We start from the raw sequence: 16,951 nt of genomic DNA, 5'->3' as shown, positions 1-16,951 counted from the left end.
TGGCTATAACTCGTATTCATGAACATAATAGGTGACTATCCATGTATGACCCGGCCCAGCTCAAGACCTTCCTCGCCGTCGCTGAAACGCTGAGCTTCACCGGTGCCGCAGGCCGGCTGAACCTGAGCCAGCCCACGGTCAGCCAGCACATCCGAAAACTCGAGGAAGCGGCCGGGAGACTCCTGATCTCCCGCGACACCCGCGGTGTCAGCCTGACCGACAACGGGGATGCCATGGCGGGTTTCGCGCGGACCATCCTCGCTGCGCAGGAACAGGCGATGCTTTACTTCTCCGGCTCGGCGATGCGCGGGAGGCTGCGCTTTGGGGTAGCCGATGATCTTGCCATCACCCAGCTGCCGCGCATCCTCCGTCATTTCCGGCAGCTCTACCCGCAGATCAACCTTGAGCTCACAGTGGCTCAGAGCCCCCTGCTGCTCCGCCGGCTGCGGGCAGGCCAACTGGACCTGATATTCATCAAGTACATGAGCGGAACCGGAGAGGGGACACTGGTGCAGAGCGATCAACTGGTATGGGCCGGGCATGGGAAAACCACCCTCGAGGAGGGAGCGCCAGTGCCGTTGATCGTCTACCAATCCCCCAGCCTCACCCGACAAATGGCAATTGACGCCCTTGAGAAGGCAGGCCGGACCTGGCGCATCACCTGCAACACCCGCGAGATCAATGGTGTCCTTGCTGCCGCCCGGGCCGGGATTGGACTCGCTGTGTTTCCGCAGTCACTCATCCCCGAGGACCTGGTGCAGGTCAGTAACCGCTTCAATCTGCCTCCGGTCGGCGCCGTTGACTTCACTCTTCTCAGCAACCCGCTGGCCAACCAGGAACTGGTGGAAGCGCTCACGTCGGCGATCATGGGCCGCGCTCTGCGCAAGTCACCGGACGCGTGACGGGCTCCCCTGCCCCGGTTGCCGCGCTGAGAGGTCCACCCCGCCCAGGCTCAGCTCATGCCCCTCACCTCGGGTGTGAAACACCACATAGCCGGGCACAGCGCTGCGGCGGTAGACTTACTGCTGATGAATCGCACAATGTTCAAGTCCAAAATCCACCGAGCCACGGTAACCCACGCCGATCTGCACTACGTAGGTTCTGTCACCGTGGACCTTGACCTGCTCGAGGCAGCAGATATCCTGCCCGGTGAGATGGTCTCGATTGTCGACGTCACCAATGGCGCGCGGCTCGAAACCTACACCATCGCCGGCGAGCGCGGCTCAGGCGTCCTGGGGATCAACGGGCCGGCCGCGCACCTGGTCCATCAGGGCGATACGGTCATCCTGATTACCTACGCACAGCTAACCGACGCTGAGGCGCATGACCATCTGCCAACTGTGGTCCACGTCAACGGGCGCAACCGCATCGTCGACCTTGGGAACGACCCAGCGGAAAGCGTCATCGATGGCCTCGAACGCCCCCCGCATGCCCTCAACAACTCAGCGATCTAACGTAGCCGCCTAGGTTTCCCCCCCTTTTTCTTCACCAAACCGTGCCCGGATCACCGTCGGATATTCTGGCGAATTTCCGACTCAGGGCATATGGTCTCAAAGACAAGGTTGCTTCGGATCGCCTGATGTACCTAGGGTGAAGGGGCTGTCACAACGAGGTGGAGGCACTGTGGGAATGCCGAACAGGCGAACGAAAAAAGATCCAGTCCGGAGCCGGCCGAAGTCCGCAGCTGTGGCGACACTGGCTATGGGAACCATGCTGCTGACGGGCTGTGGTTCGGCAGAGAGCGTTACCACGCTCACGTGGTACATCAACCCCGATGCTGGCGGGCAGGCTGCGATTGCCGCCAGCTGCACCGAAGAGGCCGACGGCGCCTACCGGATTGAGACGTCCCTCCTGCCGACCGACGCGGCCGCCCAGCGCGAGCAATTGGCGCGCAGGCTCGCAGCCGGGGACACGTCAATGGACATCATGAGCATCGACCCGCCGTTCATTCCTGAGCTCGCCGAGCCGGGCTTCCTGGCACCCATTCCTGAGGATTCAGTCGACGGTTTCTCCGAAAACGTCCTGGAAGGCGCCCTCGCAGGCGCCACGTGGAAAGACGAGCTGGTCACCGTGCCCTTCTGGGCCAACACCCAGATTCTCTGGTACCGCGAATCAGTGGCCGAGGCCGCCGGGCTGGACATGTCCCAGCCGGTCACCTGGGACCAGCTAATCGACGCTGCAACCGAGCAAGACAAGCTTCTCGGTGTGCAGGGCTCCCCCGCCGAGTCGATGACCGTGTGGATCAACGCGCTGGTGGAATCCGCTGGCGGCCAGATTCTCGAGAACCCTGAGGCACCCGCCGACGAACTCGAGCTTGGCCTGACCTCCGAGGCCGGCCAGGAGGCAGCACGGATCATCGGCACCATCGGCGCTGAGGGTCTAGGCGGACCAGGCCTGCCGACCTCCACTGAGAACACCTCCCTCACCCTCTTCCAGGGCGATGAGGGCTCCTTTATGGTCAACTACCCGTTCGTGTGGCCGGCAACGCTGGGCGCCGTCGAGGCCGGGTCAATTGACCAGTCGGTCGTCGACGACATTGGCTGGGCCCTCTTCCCCTCGGTCGCCGAGGGCGAGGACACAGCTCCACCGCTGGGCGGCATCAACCTCGGCGTTGGCGCAGCGAGTGACAACCCGGACCTGGCCTACGAGGCGATCGAATGCATCGTCCAGCCGGAGAACCAGACCGAGTACTTCATCACCAACGGCAACCCGCCTTCCAATTCGGAGGCCTACGACGATCCAGCCATTGAAGAGGACTTCCCGATGGCGACAACGATCAGGGATTCCCTCGAACTTGCAGCGCCTCGCCCGCAGACACCGTTCTACAACGAAATCTCTACCGGACTCCAGCAGGAATGGTCACCGCCCAACGAGGTGGACCCTGACGTAACCCCCGAAGAGTCCCAGGAGTTCATCACCGCAGTGCTTAGAGGGGAGAGGCTACTGTGAGTAGCTCAACGATCAACAAGCCCGACGCCGGTAAGACGCCGAAATCGGACAGGGACACAAAAGCGAAGAAGCAGCACAGCGACAGGGTCAAAGCCGAACGGCGGATGGGCTGGTACCTGGCCGGTCCGGCCTTCGTGGTCATGCTCCTGGTGACCCTGTATCCGATCCTGCAGGCATTCTTCGAATCCCTCTTCGCGTTCCGGCTCACCGCACCGGACGAACGTGAGTTCATCTGGTTCGCCAACTACGTCACTATCCTCTCCGACAGCGTCTGGTGGCAGGGACTGCTGGTAACGGTTCTCATCACGGTGATCACTGTCGCCGTCGAACTGGTTCTGGGGTTTGCTCTGGCGCTGGTGATGAGCAAGGCACTGAAATCGCTCAAGGGCATCCTCAGGACAGCCATCCTGGTGCCCTACGGCATCATTACCGTGGTGTCCGCTTACGCCTGGTTCTACGCATTCGACATCAACTCCGGGTATGTGAATGCCTGGTTCGACTGGGTCCCAGGGATCGACTCGGACCTCAACTGGTTCGCGCAGACCGGCACCTCACTGTTTGTGATCATGGCGTCCGAGATCTGGAAGACCACCCCGTTCATCTCACTGCTTCTCCTGGCCGGCCTCGCGCAGGTACCCGATGAGCTGACCGAGGCCGCCAAGGTCGACGGCGCCACCTGGTGGGAGCAGATGCGCAAGGTGGTCATCCCCAATATGAAGGCAGCGATCATGGTCGCCGTTCTCTTCAGGGCGCTCGATGCTTTCCGAATATTCGACAACGTGTTCATCATGACCAACGGCGAGAACAACACAGAAGTGCTCTCACTGTTGGCCTACCGGACGTCGATCAGCCGTCTTGAGATAGGCCTCGGTTCTGCCGTATCCGTCCTCCTGTTCATCTGCGTCATCCTGATTAGTTTCGCTGCCATCAAGATCTTCAAAGTGGATCTTGCCGGCACGAGAGGAGAAAAGAAATGAAAAACTCTTCCCGTCGCGAAAAAATCTGGTGGGCGGTCATTTCCGTTCTGGTCCTGGTGTATGCGCTGTTCCCCGTGGCGTCCATCCTGGCCACGTCCTTCAAATCCCCTAGCGACCTGACCAACGGCTCCTTCCTTCCCTCGCCCGGCGCGGCCACGACGTCGAACTACGAGCAGATCCTCGTCGGCGACGCCCAGGACCTGTTCCTCAGCTCCCTGCGGAACTCCATCGGAATCTCGCTGATCGCTACGGCAATTGCCGTCGTCCTGGCCACCCTGTGTGCCTACGCGATTGCCCGGCTGGACTTCCCCGGCAAGAAGCTGGTGCTCACCACAGCGTTGGCGGTCTCCATCTTCCCGGTGATCTCCATCGTCACCCCGCTGTTCAACCTCTGGCGGAACATCGGACTGTACGACACGTGGCTCGGGTTGATCATCCCCTACCTTTCGCTCACGCTCCCGATCTCCATCTGGACGCTAGCGGCGTTTTTCCGTCAGATTCCATGGGAACTGGAACAGGCGGCACAGGTTGACGGCGCCACCACGTGGCAGGCCTTCCGCAAGGCCATCGTCCCCCTGGCCGCGCCGGGTGTCTTCACGACAGCGATCATCGCGTTCTTCATCGCGTGGAACGACTTCGTCTACGGCATCTCGCTGACGTCAACAGAAGCGGCACGCCCGGTTCCGGCAGCGTTGGCATTCTTCACCGGCGCCTCACAGTTCGAGTCACCCACCGGTGCCATCTCGGCCGCTGCGATCATCGTCACCATCCCGATCGTTCTGTTGGTGCTGCTGTTCCAACGTCAAATCGTTTCCGGCCTGACCTCGGGCGCTGTCAAGGGCTAATCGCGTAGTCCCAGCCGCTTGCGCCAGTTACATAGAAAAGGATCACCAGAAAATGGCTTCAATCACTCTCAATCACCTGGTCAAGAAGTACGGCGACGGGTTCCCCGCCGTCAACGACATCAGCATTGACATCGCCGACGGCGAGTTCATCATCCTGGTTGGTCCCTCAGGCTGCGGCAAGTCGACCCTCCTGCGAATGATCGTCGGCCTCGAGGACATCACCGACGGCGAACTCCTGATTGACGGCGAACGCGTCAATGACAAGGCACCCCGGGACCGCAATCTGGCCATGGTCTTCCAGAACTACGCGCTCTACCCCCACCTCACCGTGTACGAAAACATCGCTTTCCCCCTGCGGCTCGCCAAAGGCAAACACAGTGAGGAACAGGTCACCAAGCTCGTTACCGAGGCTGCAGCCACCCTTGAGCTCACCGATCACCTGCAGCGCAAGCCAGCTAACCTTTCAGGCGGCCAGCGTCAGCGGGTGGCCATGGGCCGGGCCATCGTGCGCCAGGCTGATGCGTTTCTCTTCGACGAGCCACTGTCCAACCTGGACGCCAAGCTCCGCGGTCAGATGCGCTCGGAGATCTCCCAGATGCAGCGCCGACTCGGGGTGACCTCCGTCTACGTCACCCATGACCAGACCGAGGCGATGACCCTGGGCGACCGCGTGGCGGTCCTCAAGAAGGGCGAGCTGCAGCAGATTGCCTCCCCACGGGAGCTCTATGAACAGCCAGTCAACCTGTTCGTGGCGGGGTTTATCGGCTCACCGTCGATGAACTTCCTGCCAGCAACCATCGAAGACGGGAAACTGAAGACAGTGCTCGGCGACCTTGACATTCCGGCCGACAAGGCAGCGAAGGCGGAAGGCAGGAAGGTTGTCCTCGTCGGAGTGCGGCCCGAGTTCTTTGAAGACGCCAAACTGGTCGAGGAATCCAAGCGACCCCACGGCTCGGTCTTTTCCGCCACCCTGACTCACACGGAGTGGCTGGGCAACGAGCAGTACGGCTACATCAACTTCAATCCAGACCCCGAGGTGCGTGAACTCCTCAACAATCTGGCCCGCGACATGGACGCAGACGAGCTCCGCCCGCAGATTGTGGTCACCCTCGACGCCGCCAGCAGGATCCGCGGCGGACGTGAAGCCGACATCTGGCTGGACACCCGCAAGCTGCACCTGTTCGATCCGGAGTCGGGCGAGAACCTGACCCGCGACGCGGAGGCCGGTGCAGCGCTCACGGAGGAAGCCAGCCAGGAGCGCGCCGAGGAGATCGCGACTGCCCAGGAAGCTGACCGGGCCAACGGGCACGGAACGAGTGCAGCCCACGGGAACGGTGCCGACGACAATAGTCAGAACGGTGGCGGCAAACACGCCGCTGCCAGCTGAGCCCGAGCAGAATCCCTGTCTCACCCCGGGGCGGGTTACACCCGCACCCGCGACGGCTCCGGCGCCGTCTCGGGAAACCGGGCCCCGCTCAACAGGTAACGTAAATAGCGTGCAAACGTCATCAGTGATCAAAGTCCTAGCAGCCTGGCTGCTAGGACTTCTGGTCGTGATCGCCGGTGCCATCACCACTGTGGTGGTGGTCAACGCGCACATTTTCAACCCAGAGGAGCAGGTTCACAACTACCTCGAGGCCGTCTCCGACGGTGATGGTGAACGGGCCCTGGGGTTGCTGAACGCGTCGGTACCCAACGCCAACGCGGCAATGCTCGACGGCGCGCCGCTGGAACAGTCAATGGCGGCCGTCGAAGATGTGGCGGTGGGCGACGCCGTCGACGTTGGAGATAACCGGGTGGACGTCACCATCACCTACACGGTCCGCGGCACCGAGCTCACCTCGACCTTCCCGCTGGAACGCACCGGCACTGAGTGGCTTTTCTTCAATACGTGGGAGTTTGTGCCCTCGGTGCTGCCCACCCTTGAGCTCTCCGTGATCAACCAGGCGGAGGCAACACTCAACGGCACCCGGGTGGCCATGCCCGAGGGGAGGAACCGGTTTGCTGTTTTCTACCCAGGCGATTTCGAAGCCCATTACACCAGCGAGTTCTTTGCAGCGCCAGCGCAGACGGTGTCAGTCACTGATCGTTCAACCAGCGGCAGGCGACTCGCCCTGGCCACCGAGGCCACCGACGACCTGGTGGAGGCGGTGGACGCTCAGGTACGGCGCTTCCTGGACGAATGCGCTGCACAGACGGTGTTCCAACCAGCCAACTGCCCGTTCAACTTCCAGACTGAGAGCCGGGTAGCTGGCGATATCCGTTGGGCAATCACCGAGTACCCGAGCGTCTCAATCGAACCCTTCAACGGCAACTGGGTGATGGCGCCGCTCTCGGGTGTCGCCGAGCTGTCCACCTCGCTGCAGGATCTTTTCACCGGCACCATCGAACCCGTCACGGTGCAGCGGGAGTTCGGTTTCACGGCCCGGCTCTCCGTGGACGACGACGAGATCGCCGTCACCCCCGTGGTCCAGTACTAGTCGAGCCCCCGCAGGTCGAGGGTCAGCCCGGTTTCGCCGTTGGCGCTGAGCCGCACCGGGATACCCCAGTCCTGCTGGTACAGGTGGCAGGCCGCGTGATCGGGGATCTCCCCGCCGGGCTCTCCGTCGCAGGCGGCCGCGCGCGCGGTAATGTGCAGGACACCCTCACTGACGGTGTCCGACAGCACGAGTTCCCGGGTCAGGCCCACTGAGGTCCCGCCGCCGGAGACCAACAGCTCCTCGGGGGACGACGAAATCTTCAACTGCGTGGGATCACCCCAGCGGTCATCGAGCTTCTGGCCCTTCGGCGCCGAGAAGCGGACGGTCAGGGCATGCACTCCGGGAACTACTGCGGTCTGCGGACGCTGCGTCTGGGAAGCTCCTTCATCAACGGCGAGTGCCTCCTTGGGGATCGGCACCCGGACCAGCTGATGCTGGTTGGCTTCCACGACGATCAGGAGCGGCTCGCTACCGGTCGCTGTAGGCGTGAGGTCCACCAGAACATCGCAGGGCTCTGAGAGGCCACGTGCCAATGTTGAGACCTGACCGGTGGCGGGGTCGTAGCGCCGCACCGCGCCGTTGTACGTGTCAGCGATGGCCACCGATCCATCGGGCAGGGCTGTGATCCCCAGCGGATGCTGTAGACGGGCCTGATCGGCATGGCCGTCCCGGAAGCCGAAGTCGAAAAGCCCGGTGCCGACGGCGGTCAGCACCTGGGTCCGTCGGCGGCCGTTGATCTCGGGGAAGGACAGGGTCCGCACGGCTGACGTTTCCGAGTCGGCAACCCAGATGTTGCCGTTCGAGTCTTCGGCAAGGCCCGAAGACTGGGCGAACCAGGCTTCCGCGCCGTCGCCGTCCAGCAATCCCTCCAGCCCGGTTCCGGCGAGAATATCGACGGCACCGGTGATCGGGTCGAAGGTGAACAACTGGTGAGTACCAGCCATGGCCACCACCACGCGTTCAAGCACCGTGGACCAGAGCACATCCCAGGGGGAGGACAGGGAGACCTCAAGCGGTTGGGTGCCGAGGTGACTGTCGGTGAGGCGCGGGGTTGCGTCCTCGGGGGTCCCGACGTCGTAGCCGCCGGCCTGGTCTGAATTTTCCTGCAGCTCGGCAGGACGGGCCTTCACATGGTTTCCCGCGTCCAACAGGCGTTGCACCCCGTTGCCCGCGATGGTGCGGACCGCGCCGTCGGCGAGGGAAACGCCGCGGAGGAGGTGGTTGACCGAGTCGGCGACGACGACGTCGTAACCCACCTCCCGGGCAATGTGGGCGGGGAGGACTGCGAGGCCTTGCGGCTCGTTGAACTGTGCCTGGGTGGCTGAGCCGTCGGTGGAGCCTTTCACCCCGGATCCAATGGTGCGCAGCACGGTCACCAGATCAGCGGCTACTTCCACCAGGCGGTGGTGGCCGGTATCGCCCACCAGGAGTGTGCCGTTCGCCAGCGGAACTGCCTTCCCGGGGAACCTCAAATCGCCGGCGGTGCTTTCGGCAGGAACGTAGGGTCCGTCACCACGATGCAGGGTCCCCTTGGCTGTGTGTTCCTCGACGAGTTCCTTGACCAGCGATTCAAGCCCGGCCGCGTGCCCTTCACCGGAGAGGTGCGCCACAATGTATCCCTCGGGATCGACGACCACCAGGGTGGGCCACGCACGTGCGGTGTAGGCCTGCCAGGTGGTCAGCTCCGGATCGTCAAGCACTGGGTGCGCAATGTCGTAACGTTCCACGGCTGCGGCCAGGGCGTCCGGGTCCGCTTCGTGCTCGAACTTGGGTGAGTGGACGCCCACTGTGACCACTACATCGCTGAACTTCTGCTCCAACGGCCGCAGCTCGTCCAGGACATGCAGACAGTTGATGCAGCAGAACGTCCAGAAGTCCAGGATGACTATCTTCCCGCGTAGGTCCTCAAGGGTTAGCTGCCGTCCCCCGGTATTGAGCCAGTTTCGCCCCACCAGTTCGGAGGCACGCACCCGATAGTCGGTGCGGATCGAAGTCTCAGTCATTCACGCGCTCCTGGTCGGTCAGGCTTCTGGGATGGTGCTGGCTCGCCGGATCCCGGCGCCCCTGGACCGCGCCGAGTGTCGCGGTCCGCCAGCGAGGCGAACATGTTGTTGTAAGCGGTGAGATCGGCGTCATTATTCCTGTCAGCTGCGCGGTCGGTTCGTTTGGACTCCCGTGCGTCGTCGCGCGACCACATGATGGCGACGCCGATCGCCACGAGCAGGGTAGGAATTTCTCCGATTCCCCAGGTCAGGGCACCGCCGATTTGCTGATCTTCAAGGGCTGAGGGCCCCCAGTCCCGGCCCATGTTGCCGAACCAGGAGGCCTGGAGCAGCGACGTGGAGCCCATGAGAGCGACGCCGAAGAAGGCATGGAAGGCCATGGTGGCGAACAGCAGCAGCAGCCGGAGCGGGTAGGGTGCCCGGCGGGGCACCGGATCTGAGCCCAGCATCGAGAGCACAAAGATGTAGCCGGTGATCAGGAAATGCACGTTCATCAGCTCGTGGCCCACGTGTTCCCGCATTGCGAAGCCGAACAGCGGCGAATAGTAGAAGATCACAATGGAGCCGGCGAAGTTTGCCGCAGCAAAGAGTGGGTGGGTGACCAGTGCCGAGGCACGCGAGTGCACGATCACGAGAATCCACTCGCGGAGACCACGCGACCCGTCGCCGCGCGGGGCCAGGGCTTTCAGGGCCAGGGTCACTGGCGCGCCGAGCACCAGGAACAGTGGCACCACCATGGTCAACGCCATATGACCCACCATGTGGGTACTGAACAGCACCATCCCGTAGACGGCTGGCGCCCCGGAAGTGATATAGGTCAGGAGGGTAAGTCCCACCAGCCAGGTCACAAGGCGCAGCAGGGACCATTGGTCTCCTCGCCTGCGCACCTTGATCACACCACGCAGGTAGGCGATAGCGGCAACAGCAACGAACGCAACCCATAGCCAGTCGAAGCGCCATTCAGTGAACCAGCGTTCGAATGTCAGCTCGGGTGGCAGCTCATAGCCGGAGAGGATCCGCGCCGGTGAGGCATCCGGAGCGATCTCCTCGCTGACCGGTGGCGCGGTGCGCCCGAGCGCGACGGCGACACCCGAGACGGCGCCCATGATCAGCAGTTCAACGGCGATCAGCTGCCACAGGACCCGCCGGGCGGAGAGCTGACCACCGGTCGGGGACCCGCTGCTCTCTCCGAGCTGCGGAATGATCCACTGCCGGTGCATCAGGCCGATCCCGCCGAGGAGCAGGGTGGCAACTGTCTTGAAGGTGACCAGCAGCCCCCACTCCGAGCCGAGCTGGCCCAGGTCATCGATGCGCAGGCTGGCGTTGATCACGCCGGAGAGCACCACGAGCACGAAAGCGAATCCTGCGAGCGCCGAGAAACGGCGCAGCACACTGGTGGTCAGCGACCCCAGCCGCCCACTGATAACCGCCAGCACAATGATGCCGCCGATCCACAGGCAGACCCCCACCAGGTGCAGGGCGATCGAGTTGATGGCAGCGTAGTGGTCGTCACCACTGGATGAATGGCCGATCAGGGCCATGGGCACGAGCCCGAGGAGCGAGAGGACCCCGGTCAGCGCCAGCCAGCCGCTGGACCGCGCGCCGAACGTCATCGTGGCGACCACTGCGGCGATCATCACCGTTGACAGCCATGCTCGGCCGGTATCGAAATCGGTCAGATAGGACGCCAGACCCTCGGTGTAGCCGGGGTCGCCGCTGAGCGGCAGACCAGCGGCGTCGGAGTAGGTGAACAGCAGCACGCCGACTGCGGCAAGAGTCCAGGACACCGCTGAAACTGAGGCGAGAGTCATTGCTGCGCTGAATGCTGGGTGTTCTTCACCTGCGGTGTCGGCCGTGTTGGAACGGCGGCGTTCCGAGCCGACCCGCCGTGGAAGGATCATCACAGCGAAGACCAGCGACCCGATGACCGCTGCTACCGAGACGTTGTTGAGTGCCTTGGCTACCGGAAGCCCCCAACGCGTCAGGGCTCCCGGGTCGCCGAGCTGGCGCGGGCCAGCAGCACCCGAGAAGAGGAGGGCAAGGATCAGTGCGCACACGACTGCTGCGCCGCCCGCGATCAGCCAGCCGCGCTTCACGCCCGGGTTATTGATTCCCGGGCGGTCGGTCGGCCGGGGCACCTTGGTTGTAGTAGCCACGCTTACTATTGTCTACCCTGCGTAGAAGAGGTAACAATTCGGCGCCTTCCCAGCCTGCACCGCTACCCGGTCTCAGAGGTTGTCTCAGAGGTTAAAGGGAAAGGCCGCCACCGGAAAAGGTGACGGCCTGGAGTCCTTAGCGGACCACTTGACTACTTGACAGCAGCCTTCAGCTTGGAACCGGCGGTCAGCTTGACGCTGCTGCCTGCTGCAATCTGGATGGTCTCGCCGGTCTGGGGGTTGCGGCCGGTGCGGGCGGCACGCTCAGTGCGCTCAACAGCGAGCCACCCTGGGATGGTGACCTTGACGTTGTTGGCAGCTGACGTTGCCAGTACATCGAACAGTGCGTCAAGAACGCCGTTAACGGCGGTCTGGCTGGTGTCAGCCTTCGCTGCTACTTCTGCTACCAGTTCGCTGCGGTTCTTGGTTTCTTTCGTTGCCAATTTACGTCCTCCTGGACTTGTCAGTTATTTGTAAAGCCTTCACGGTTCCGAAAGCCTCTGTGCGAAAACTTACCAGCTTGAGGGCCAAAATCCGGTCGTTTACGGCAATTTTGAGGGTTTTTAGGTGCCGATGGGCACTATTTCAGTGGTCATTCGAGCAAATCCCTGTCTGGCGCCGGTGCAGACCATCATCAGGGCCAGGACCGCCACCGGCCAGCAGCACCATGGGCGGCTGAAGCAGTTTCTGCTGCGGCACAGGCGAAGACCACTAAGACAGCAGTGACGATTACCCGCTCACGGACCTTAACGCACGAGGATGGCGACCCTGGGGCCGCCGTCCTCGTGTACTTGGCTTTTACCAGCCAGCGAGTGTTACCAGCTGGACTTGGTTACGCCGGGCAGCTCGCCACGGTGAGCCATGTCGCGGAAGCGGACACGGGAGATACCGAACTTCTGCAGGGTGCCTCGGGGTCGGCCATCGATCTGGTCGCGGTTACGCAGGCGAACTGGTGAAGCGTTGCGGGGAAGCTTCTGCAGGCCGAGGCGTGCAGCTTCGCGGGCTTCATCAGTTGCCTCAGGGTCAACCAGGGTCTTCTTCAGCTCGAGGCGCTTCGCAGCATAGCGCTCAACAATTACCTTGCGCTGTTCGTTGCGGGCAATTTTAGACTTCTTAGCCATGTGTTTAGCGCTCCTCTCGGAATTCGACGTGCTTACGGATCTTGGGATCGTACTTCATCAGGACCATGCGGTCCGGGTCGTTACGGCGGTTCTTCCGGGTCACGTAGGTGTACCCGGTGCCTGCCGTGGACTTCAGCTTGATGATCGGGCGTACGTCTTTATCTTTTGCCATTAGAGCTTCACTCCCCGAGCCAGGATCGACGCTACGACGGCGTCAATACCGCGCACATCGATGGTCTTGATACCGCGGGCCGAAACCTGCAGCGTGACGTTGCGGCGCAGGGACGGAACCCAGTAGCGCTTCTTCTGGATGTTCGGGTCAAACCTGCGCTTGGTGCGGCGGTGTGAGTGGGAAATACTGTGCCCAAAGCCCGGCTCGGCTCCAGTCACTTGGCAGTGAGCTGCCATGACAATCCTCCAAAAAATAAATAAAGCAAATAGACCGGCTGTCGTACCTGCCATGGAATGCGTCCAGGGGCGTCCAAAACGACAGCGAAAGCCGTCGGGATATTAGCGATTTTCGCGCAACTTGAGCCCCTAACTACCGACTCTCCGGAAGGAACTTTCCTGAAAATCGGAGCAATTGCGCACGCTCCGCCACCTGATGCCCTTCCAGTCTAGGAGCTGGCGCGGATTAAGACCAATCGCTGTGGGTGACCTTACCGGGTGGGGGCTGGTTCAAGATCCAGTGAGTATCGTCGAGGCTGGTCAGGATCTTCTTGCCGATTCGCTCCAGATCTCGCACGTCATCCTCGGTTAGCGCGTCAAAGACCGCTTTCCTCACATGGTCCACATGCTCACGCGCCAACAACTGCAGGTTCTCCAGCCCGTCCCGAGTGATGGCAGCAGTTGTCACCCGGCCATCGCTTTCGCTTGGGCAGCGAGCCACCCAGCCCCGCTGCTCAAGCTTCTTCACCACGTGGCTCAACCGGGACAGGGACGCATTTGAGCGTGCCGCGAGATCACTCATCGCAAGCGTGAGGTCCTCGGTCTCTGAGAGCATCGCCAGTACGTGGTAGTCGAACAGGGTGATCTTGGCTTGTCGGAACAGGTGTGCGTCAAGGGAGCCGGGCAGGATGGTGGTGACTGCGTAGAGTGCAAGCCAGGCCTGCCGCTCCTCGGGGTTCAGCCATCGGGCACCAGTCATTGGCCAATTCTGGCATAGTCCCCCGCACGCCGGCCGCGCCCGGTGCGCACCGGGGGCGCTAGTGCCACACCGGGCGGGCGAGTTCCGGGTACTTGGCGGTCAGCACATCGCCCGAGGACACGCCGCGCAGACGCCGACCCACCCAGGGCGAGAGGTAGTCCCGCGCCCACTGGGCGTCCGCCCGCAGCTGATCTATCCGCGATGCGGCAGCTACCGCTTTGAGCTCGGGAAGGTCAATTTCGTGGGATGCCTTCAGCACTTCCAGTACCCGCTTGGCCATCAGGGTATGCCCGGCTGTTGACATGTGCATGCGGTCGGTATCCCAGTAGCCCCAGTTCTGAAACTCCCTGAACCGCCAGTAATCCACCACATCGGCATGATACCGGTCCGCAATCTCGCGCACCAGCTCGTTGTAGATGGCCGTCCGGCCGCGGGTCTTGCCAAATACCGCAGACCCCACCGAATCAAAACCGGTAAAGAGCACGACGGCGGCCCCTGAGCCCGCCAACCGGCCCACGCCGTCGTCGTAGGCGGCCATCAGCGCGTCGATGTCGATTCTCGGCCGCAGGATGTCATTGCCACCCGCATAGAGGGTGATCAGGGTGGGCTGCAGTGCGAGGGCCCGATCGACCTGTTCATCGAGGATCTGGCGTACCTTCTTGCCACGGACCGCGAGGTTTGCGTAGCCCCAGGAGCTGTCGGCGAGGATCAACTGCTCGGCAACCCGGTCCGCCCACCCTCGTACGCCGTTGGGGCTGGCCTCACGCCAGTCGCCGACGCCTTCGGTGAACGAATCGCCAAGAGCCACGTAACGCTGAGAGAATTCCACTAGACGAGGCTACCTGTTCCTGAGGCGGGATAGGCTGGCGGCAGCAGGCCTGCTGATAGCTTTTCCCTGCTGCACAGCTTCGCCCACCTCATCGACACTTCAGAAGGACACCATGAGCCAGCCCTCCGACCCCCGGACCAAGCGCGCCGCGTTGATTATCAACCCGGTCAAGAACACCGGCGCTGACATTCGTGCGATCGTTTCGGAGCTCGGCACTGCCGAGGGCTGGGATGACGTGCTGTACCTGGAAACGACTGTTGATGATCCGGGCCGCGGCCAGGCGAAGGAAGCGGTTGACGCCGGCGTGGATGTGGTGATCGCTGCGGGCGGCGACGGGACGGTCCGCTGCGTGGCCGAAGTGGTCGCCGGCACCGGCGTCGCGCTGGGTCTGATCCCGCTTGGCACTGGCAACCTGTTGGCGCGCAACCTGGATATCCCCATCGACAATCCGAGGCAGGCTGCCAAGGCCGCCCTGTTCGGCACCGAACGCAACGTCGACGTCGTCCATGTCACAGTAGACCGGGCTCAGGACTCCCACGTGTTTCTGGTGATGGCGGGTCTGGGCTTTGACGCCTCGGTGATGGCGGACACCCGCGACGACCTGAAGGACAAGGTGGGATGGCTGGCCTACGTGGACGCTGGCATCCGGAACCTCAATGGGAAACCCACCCGTACCCGCATCACCCTGGATGGGGGCGAGCCGATGGACCGCCGGCTCCGGAGCGTAATGGGCGGGAACTGCGGCAAGATCATGGGTGGGTTGGAGATTTTCCCGGGGGCGAAGATCGACGACGGCCTGCTGGACATCATGACAGTTGCACCCAACGGACGGCTGGGGTGGTTTGGCGTGCTGGGTAAGCTGTTCGCCCGGGGTAAGGGCAAGGACCCATCGCTGGAGTACTTCCAGTGCAGGAGCGCCGAAGTTGAACTCGACGAACCGCAGGAGATTCAGCTCGACGGCGATCCTCTCGGCAAAGGCACCCATCTGGCGCTTCGGATCGATCCGCACTCGTTGCGGTTGCGGATGCCTTACGGCAAGAAGGACTCCGCCGTCGTTACCCACCCGGAGCCCTAGTCCGTTCGAGGATCAGAGCCGGGTCTGCGGGTCCACTTTCTCCCCGTTGACCAGCAGTTCAAAGTGCAGGTGGCAGCCGGTCGAGTTGCCGGTGCTGCCCACGGCGCCCAGCTCCTGACCCTGCCCCACTGTGTCTCCGACGGTGACGCCCAGCACGCTCAGGTGGTTGTACGATGTTTGGATCCCACCTCCGTGGTCCACCACGATCCGCTGGCCACCGCCATAGGCATGCCACCCGGACGCCACCACTGAGCCGGAGCGTGAGGCGAGGACGGGCGTGCCGCACGCACCGGCGTAGTCGGTCCCGGTATGTTGCTCATTTCCGAAGCCGCCCATTGGATTAACCCGGTACCCGAACGGGGAAGCGATTATTGCCTGCGCTAGCGGCGCGGCGAACGCCTCAGTCTCACTGATGGTCTCGGACTGCGCCTTGATGGTTCCCGCTGGGTCCTCGCTGGCCGAGGCCGTTGGGGATTCCCTCGTGAAATCGACGTTCGCCTCAGCGGCAGCAGTGACCGGCGCCGCCACAGCGGCACCGCCTTGCCCCACGGCACCGGTGGACTCGGAGGTGAGGACCTGCTGGCCGGGATGGACAGCGGTGAGGGCCACCCCCGAGGCGACGGCGAGTGCGCCGACTGACAATAGGGCCGATCGACGTGCGGACCCGCGCCGGCGAATCGCCCGGCGTCCGGATGTGGGCAGCTCGCCAGCCTCAGGCGCGCGCGACGCCGGGCTGGTTGCGGCTGGTGAATTGGGGGACTGCGTGGCTGACGCGGACGCGCGGCGGCGTCCGGAGGTGACCGGCTGGAACAAAACAATTGCCTCTCTGCAACGCCGATGAAGTTAGCTGTCGGATTCGAGCAAGAGTTGACTCGGCCCACTGCTGCTGCGTCCCGCACAAGCGGGGACGAGCGATATGCGAAGGGCTTCACCCCACGGCAGGAATTACTGCCGAAAGTTGGTTCCTCCACCCCTGTCACGATGAATCGGGAGCCGGCTGCTGACAGGGTTAGGCGTGCAGTCCGGGAGCCAAAGTGATGCTGATAGCTCCCTACCAGCATAAGTGAGGAGCAGAAAAGTTACAATTCCGTTATCAAGCTGGCGGCGTGTCTGCTAGCTTGGCTCGGAGCGCCCACTGCGCCAATACCCCATGAAGGCGACCTGTTTGCGGTCGATGCCGACGTCGCGCACCAGGTAACGCCGCAACCCACGAACCACAGCCGCCTCGCCGGCGATCCAGGCATAGAACGGGAGGGCCCCCGGGGGCCGGTCAGGGTTCAGCGAGGCAGTGATGGTGGAGGCGTTCAAGCGCTGAGGCGTCTCCCAGAGGATCGTCTCGTCGATATTCACCTCTTCCGGCTCCGGCCCG

Annotated in this window: 18 protein-coding genes and 1 riboswitch; of the genes, 8 read left to right on the top strand and 10 right to left on the bottom strand. The window is 63.0% G+C overall.

Translation table 11 applies throughout. From position 1 onward, the window contains the following. Positions 1-41: 41 nt before the first annotated feature. The 7 genes from Y703_RS0115680 (at position 42) to Y703_RS0115650 (ending at position 7,251) form a co-directional block, all read left to right on the top strand. Positions 42-902, top strand: a complete 861-nt coding sequence (locus Y703_RS0115680; RefSeq protein WP_026553465.1) for a LysR substrate-binding domain-containing protein — start codon at positions 42-44, stop codon at positions 900-902. Between the two features lie 126 nt (positions 903-1,028). Further along, on the top strand, positions 1,029-1,454 hold the full coding sequence (panD, locus tag Y703_RS0115675; protein ID WP_026553464.1) for an aspartate 1-decarboxylase: 426 nt from the start codon (positions 1,029-1,031) through the stop codon (positions 1,452-1,454). Between the two features lie 247 nt (positions 1,455-1,701). Beyond that, on the top strand, positions 1,702-2,949 hold the full coding sequence (locus Y703_RS0115670; protein ID WP_051427664.1) for an extracellular solute-binding protein: 1,248 nt from the start codon (positions 1,702-1,704) through the stop codon (positions 2,947-2,949). Beyond that, complete coding sequence (locus Y703_RS0115665; protein WP_026553462.1) at positions 2,946-3,926, top strand: carbohydrate ABC transporter permease; 981 nt, start codon at positions 2,946-2,948, stop codon at positions 3,924-3,926. The genes Y703_RS0115670 and Y703_RS0115665 overlap by 4 nt, the downstream gene beginning before the upstream one ends. Beyond that, positions 3,923-4,771 carry a carbohydrate ABC transporter permease gene (locus tag Y703_RS0115660; protein ID WP_026553461.1) on the top strand — a complete coding sequence of 283 codons (849 nt, stop codon included), beginning with the start codon at positions 3,923-3,925 and terminating at the stop codon, positions 4,769-4,771. The genes Y703_RS0115665 and Y703_RS0115660 overlap by 4 nt, the downstream gene beginning before the upstream one ends. Before the next feature lie 52 nt (positions 4,772-4,823). Further along, complete coding sequence (ugpC, locus tag Y703_RS0115655) at positions 4,824-6,158, top strand: ABC transporter ATP-binding protein (protein ID WP_026553460.1); 1,335 nt, start codon at positions 4,824-4,826, stop codon at positions 6,156-6,158. Positions 6,159-6,267: 109 nt separating this feature from the next. Continuing rightward, positions 6,268-7,251, top strand: a complete 984-nt coding sequence (locus Y703_RS0115650) for a hypothetical protein (RefSeq protein WP_253908084.1) — start codon at positions 6,268-6,270, stop codon at positions 7,249-7,251. Here Y703_RS0115650 and Y703_RS0115645 read toward each other — a convergent pair. The 8 genes from Y703_RS0115645 to Y703_RS0115605 all read right to left on the bottom strand — a co-directional run bounded on the left by Y703_RS0115645 (position 7,248) and on the right by Y703_RS0115605 (position 14,507). Continuing rightward, positions 7,248-9,254 (bottom strand): NHL domain-containing thioredoxin family protein, encoded by a 2,007-nt coding sequence (locus Y703_RS0115645; RefSeq protein ID WP_026553458.1) that lies wholly within the window; start codon positions 9,252-9,254, stop codon positions 7,248-7,250. The genes Y703_RS0115650 and Y703_RS0115645 overlap by 4 nt on opposite strands. Next, on the bottom strand, positions 9,251-11,410 hold the full coding sequence (locus Y703_RS0115640) for a bifunctional copper resistance protein CopD/cytochrome c oxidase assembly protein (RefSeq protein WP_026553457.1): 2,160 nt from the start codon (positions 11,408-11,410) through the stop codon (positions 9,251-9,253). Before Y703_RS0115640 ends, Y703_RS0115645 begins: the two co-directional genes overlap by 4 nt. Before the next feature lie 152 nt (positions 11,411-11,562). Beyond that, the gene (locus tag Y703_RS0115635; RefSeq protein WP_019481737.1) at positions 11,563-11,853 is read right to left on the bottom strand and encodes an HU family DNA-binding protein; all 291 of its coding nucleotides are present in this window, start codon (positions 11,851-11,853) and stop codon (positions 11,563-11,565) included. A 372-nt stretch (positions 11,854-12,225) separates the two neighbouring features. Further along, entirely contained in the window at positions 12,226-12,531 is a 306-nt protein-coding gene (gene rpsN / locus Y703_RS0115625) for a 30S ribosomal protein S14 (protein ID WP_026553456.1), read from the bottom strand. Positions 12,532-12,535: 4 nt separating this feature from the next. Further along, entirely contained in the window at positions 12,536-12,703 is a 168-nt protein-coding gene (gene rpmG, locus Y703_RS0115620) for a 50S ribosomal protein L33 (protein WP_019481734.1), read from the bottom strand. After that, positions 12,703-12,939: a 50S ribosomal protein L28 gene (rpmB, locus tag Y703_RS0115615; RefSeq protein ID WP_019481733.1), complete on the bottom strand. Its 237-nt coding sequence runs from the start codon at positions 12,937-12,939 to the stop codon at positions 12,703-12,705. The genes rpmG and rpmB overlap by 1 nt, the downstream gene beginning before the upstream one ends. A 226-nt stretch (positions 12,940-13,165) precedes the next feature. After that, the gene (locus tag Y703_RS0115610; protein WP_026553455.1) at positions 13,166-13,678 is read right to left on the bottom strand and encodes a MarR family winged helix-turn-helix transcriptional regulator; all 513 of its coding nucleotides are present in this window, start codon (positions 13,676-13,678) and stop codon (positions 13,166-13,168) included. 58 nt (positions 13,679-13,736) lie between these two features. Beyond that, a complete protein-coding gene (locus Y703_RS0115605; RefSeq protein ID WP_026553454.1) occupies positions 13,737-14,507 on the bottom strand; it encodes an SGNH/GDSL hydrolase family protein in 771 nt (256 codons plus the stop codon). 112 nt (positions 14,508-14,619) lie between these two features. On the opposite strand from Y703_RS0115605, the gene Y703_RS0115600 reads away from it, so the two are divergent. After that, complete coding sequence (locus Y703_RS0115600) at positions 14,620-15,582, top strand: diacylglycerol/lipid kinase family protein (protein WP_026553453.1); 963 nt, start codon at positions 14,620-14,622, stop codon at positions 15,580-15,582. A 12-nt stretch (positions 15,583-15,594) separates the two neighbouring features. Here Y703_RS0115600 and Y703_RS23235 read toward each other — a convergent pair whose 3' ends face one another. Further along, positions 15,595-16,224: a M23 family metallopeptidase gene (locus Y703_RS23235; protein ID WP_253908083.1), complete on the bottom strand. Its 630-nt coding sequence runs from the start codon at positions 16,222-16,224 to the stop codon at positions 15,595-15,597. Positions 16,225-16,399: 175 nt separating this feature from the next. Beyond that, positions 16,400-16,608, bottom strand: a riboswitch (cyclic di-AMP (ydaO/yuaA leader). A gap of 87 nt (positions 16,609-16,695) precedes the next feature. After that, positions 16,696-16,951, bottom strand: a 256-nt coding sequence (locus Y703_RS20360; protein ID WP_162148904.1) for an SIP domain-containing protein, incomplete at its 5' end; no start/stop codon positions are given.

Source organism: Arthrobacter sp. H20, from assembly GCF_000520515.1.
Lineage (GTDB): Bacteria > Actinomycetota > Actinomycetes > Actinomycetales > Micrococcaceae > Arthrobacter_D.
The sequence above is the reverse complement of the archived record's forward strand: the minus strand, read 5'-3'. Positions and strand labels throughout refer to the sequence as shown.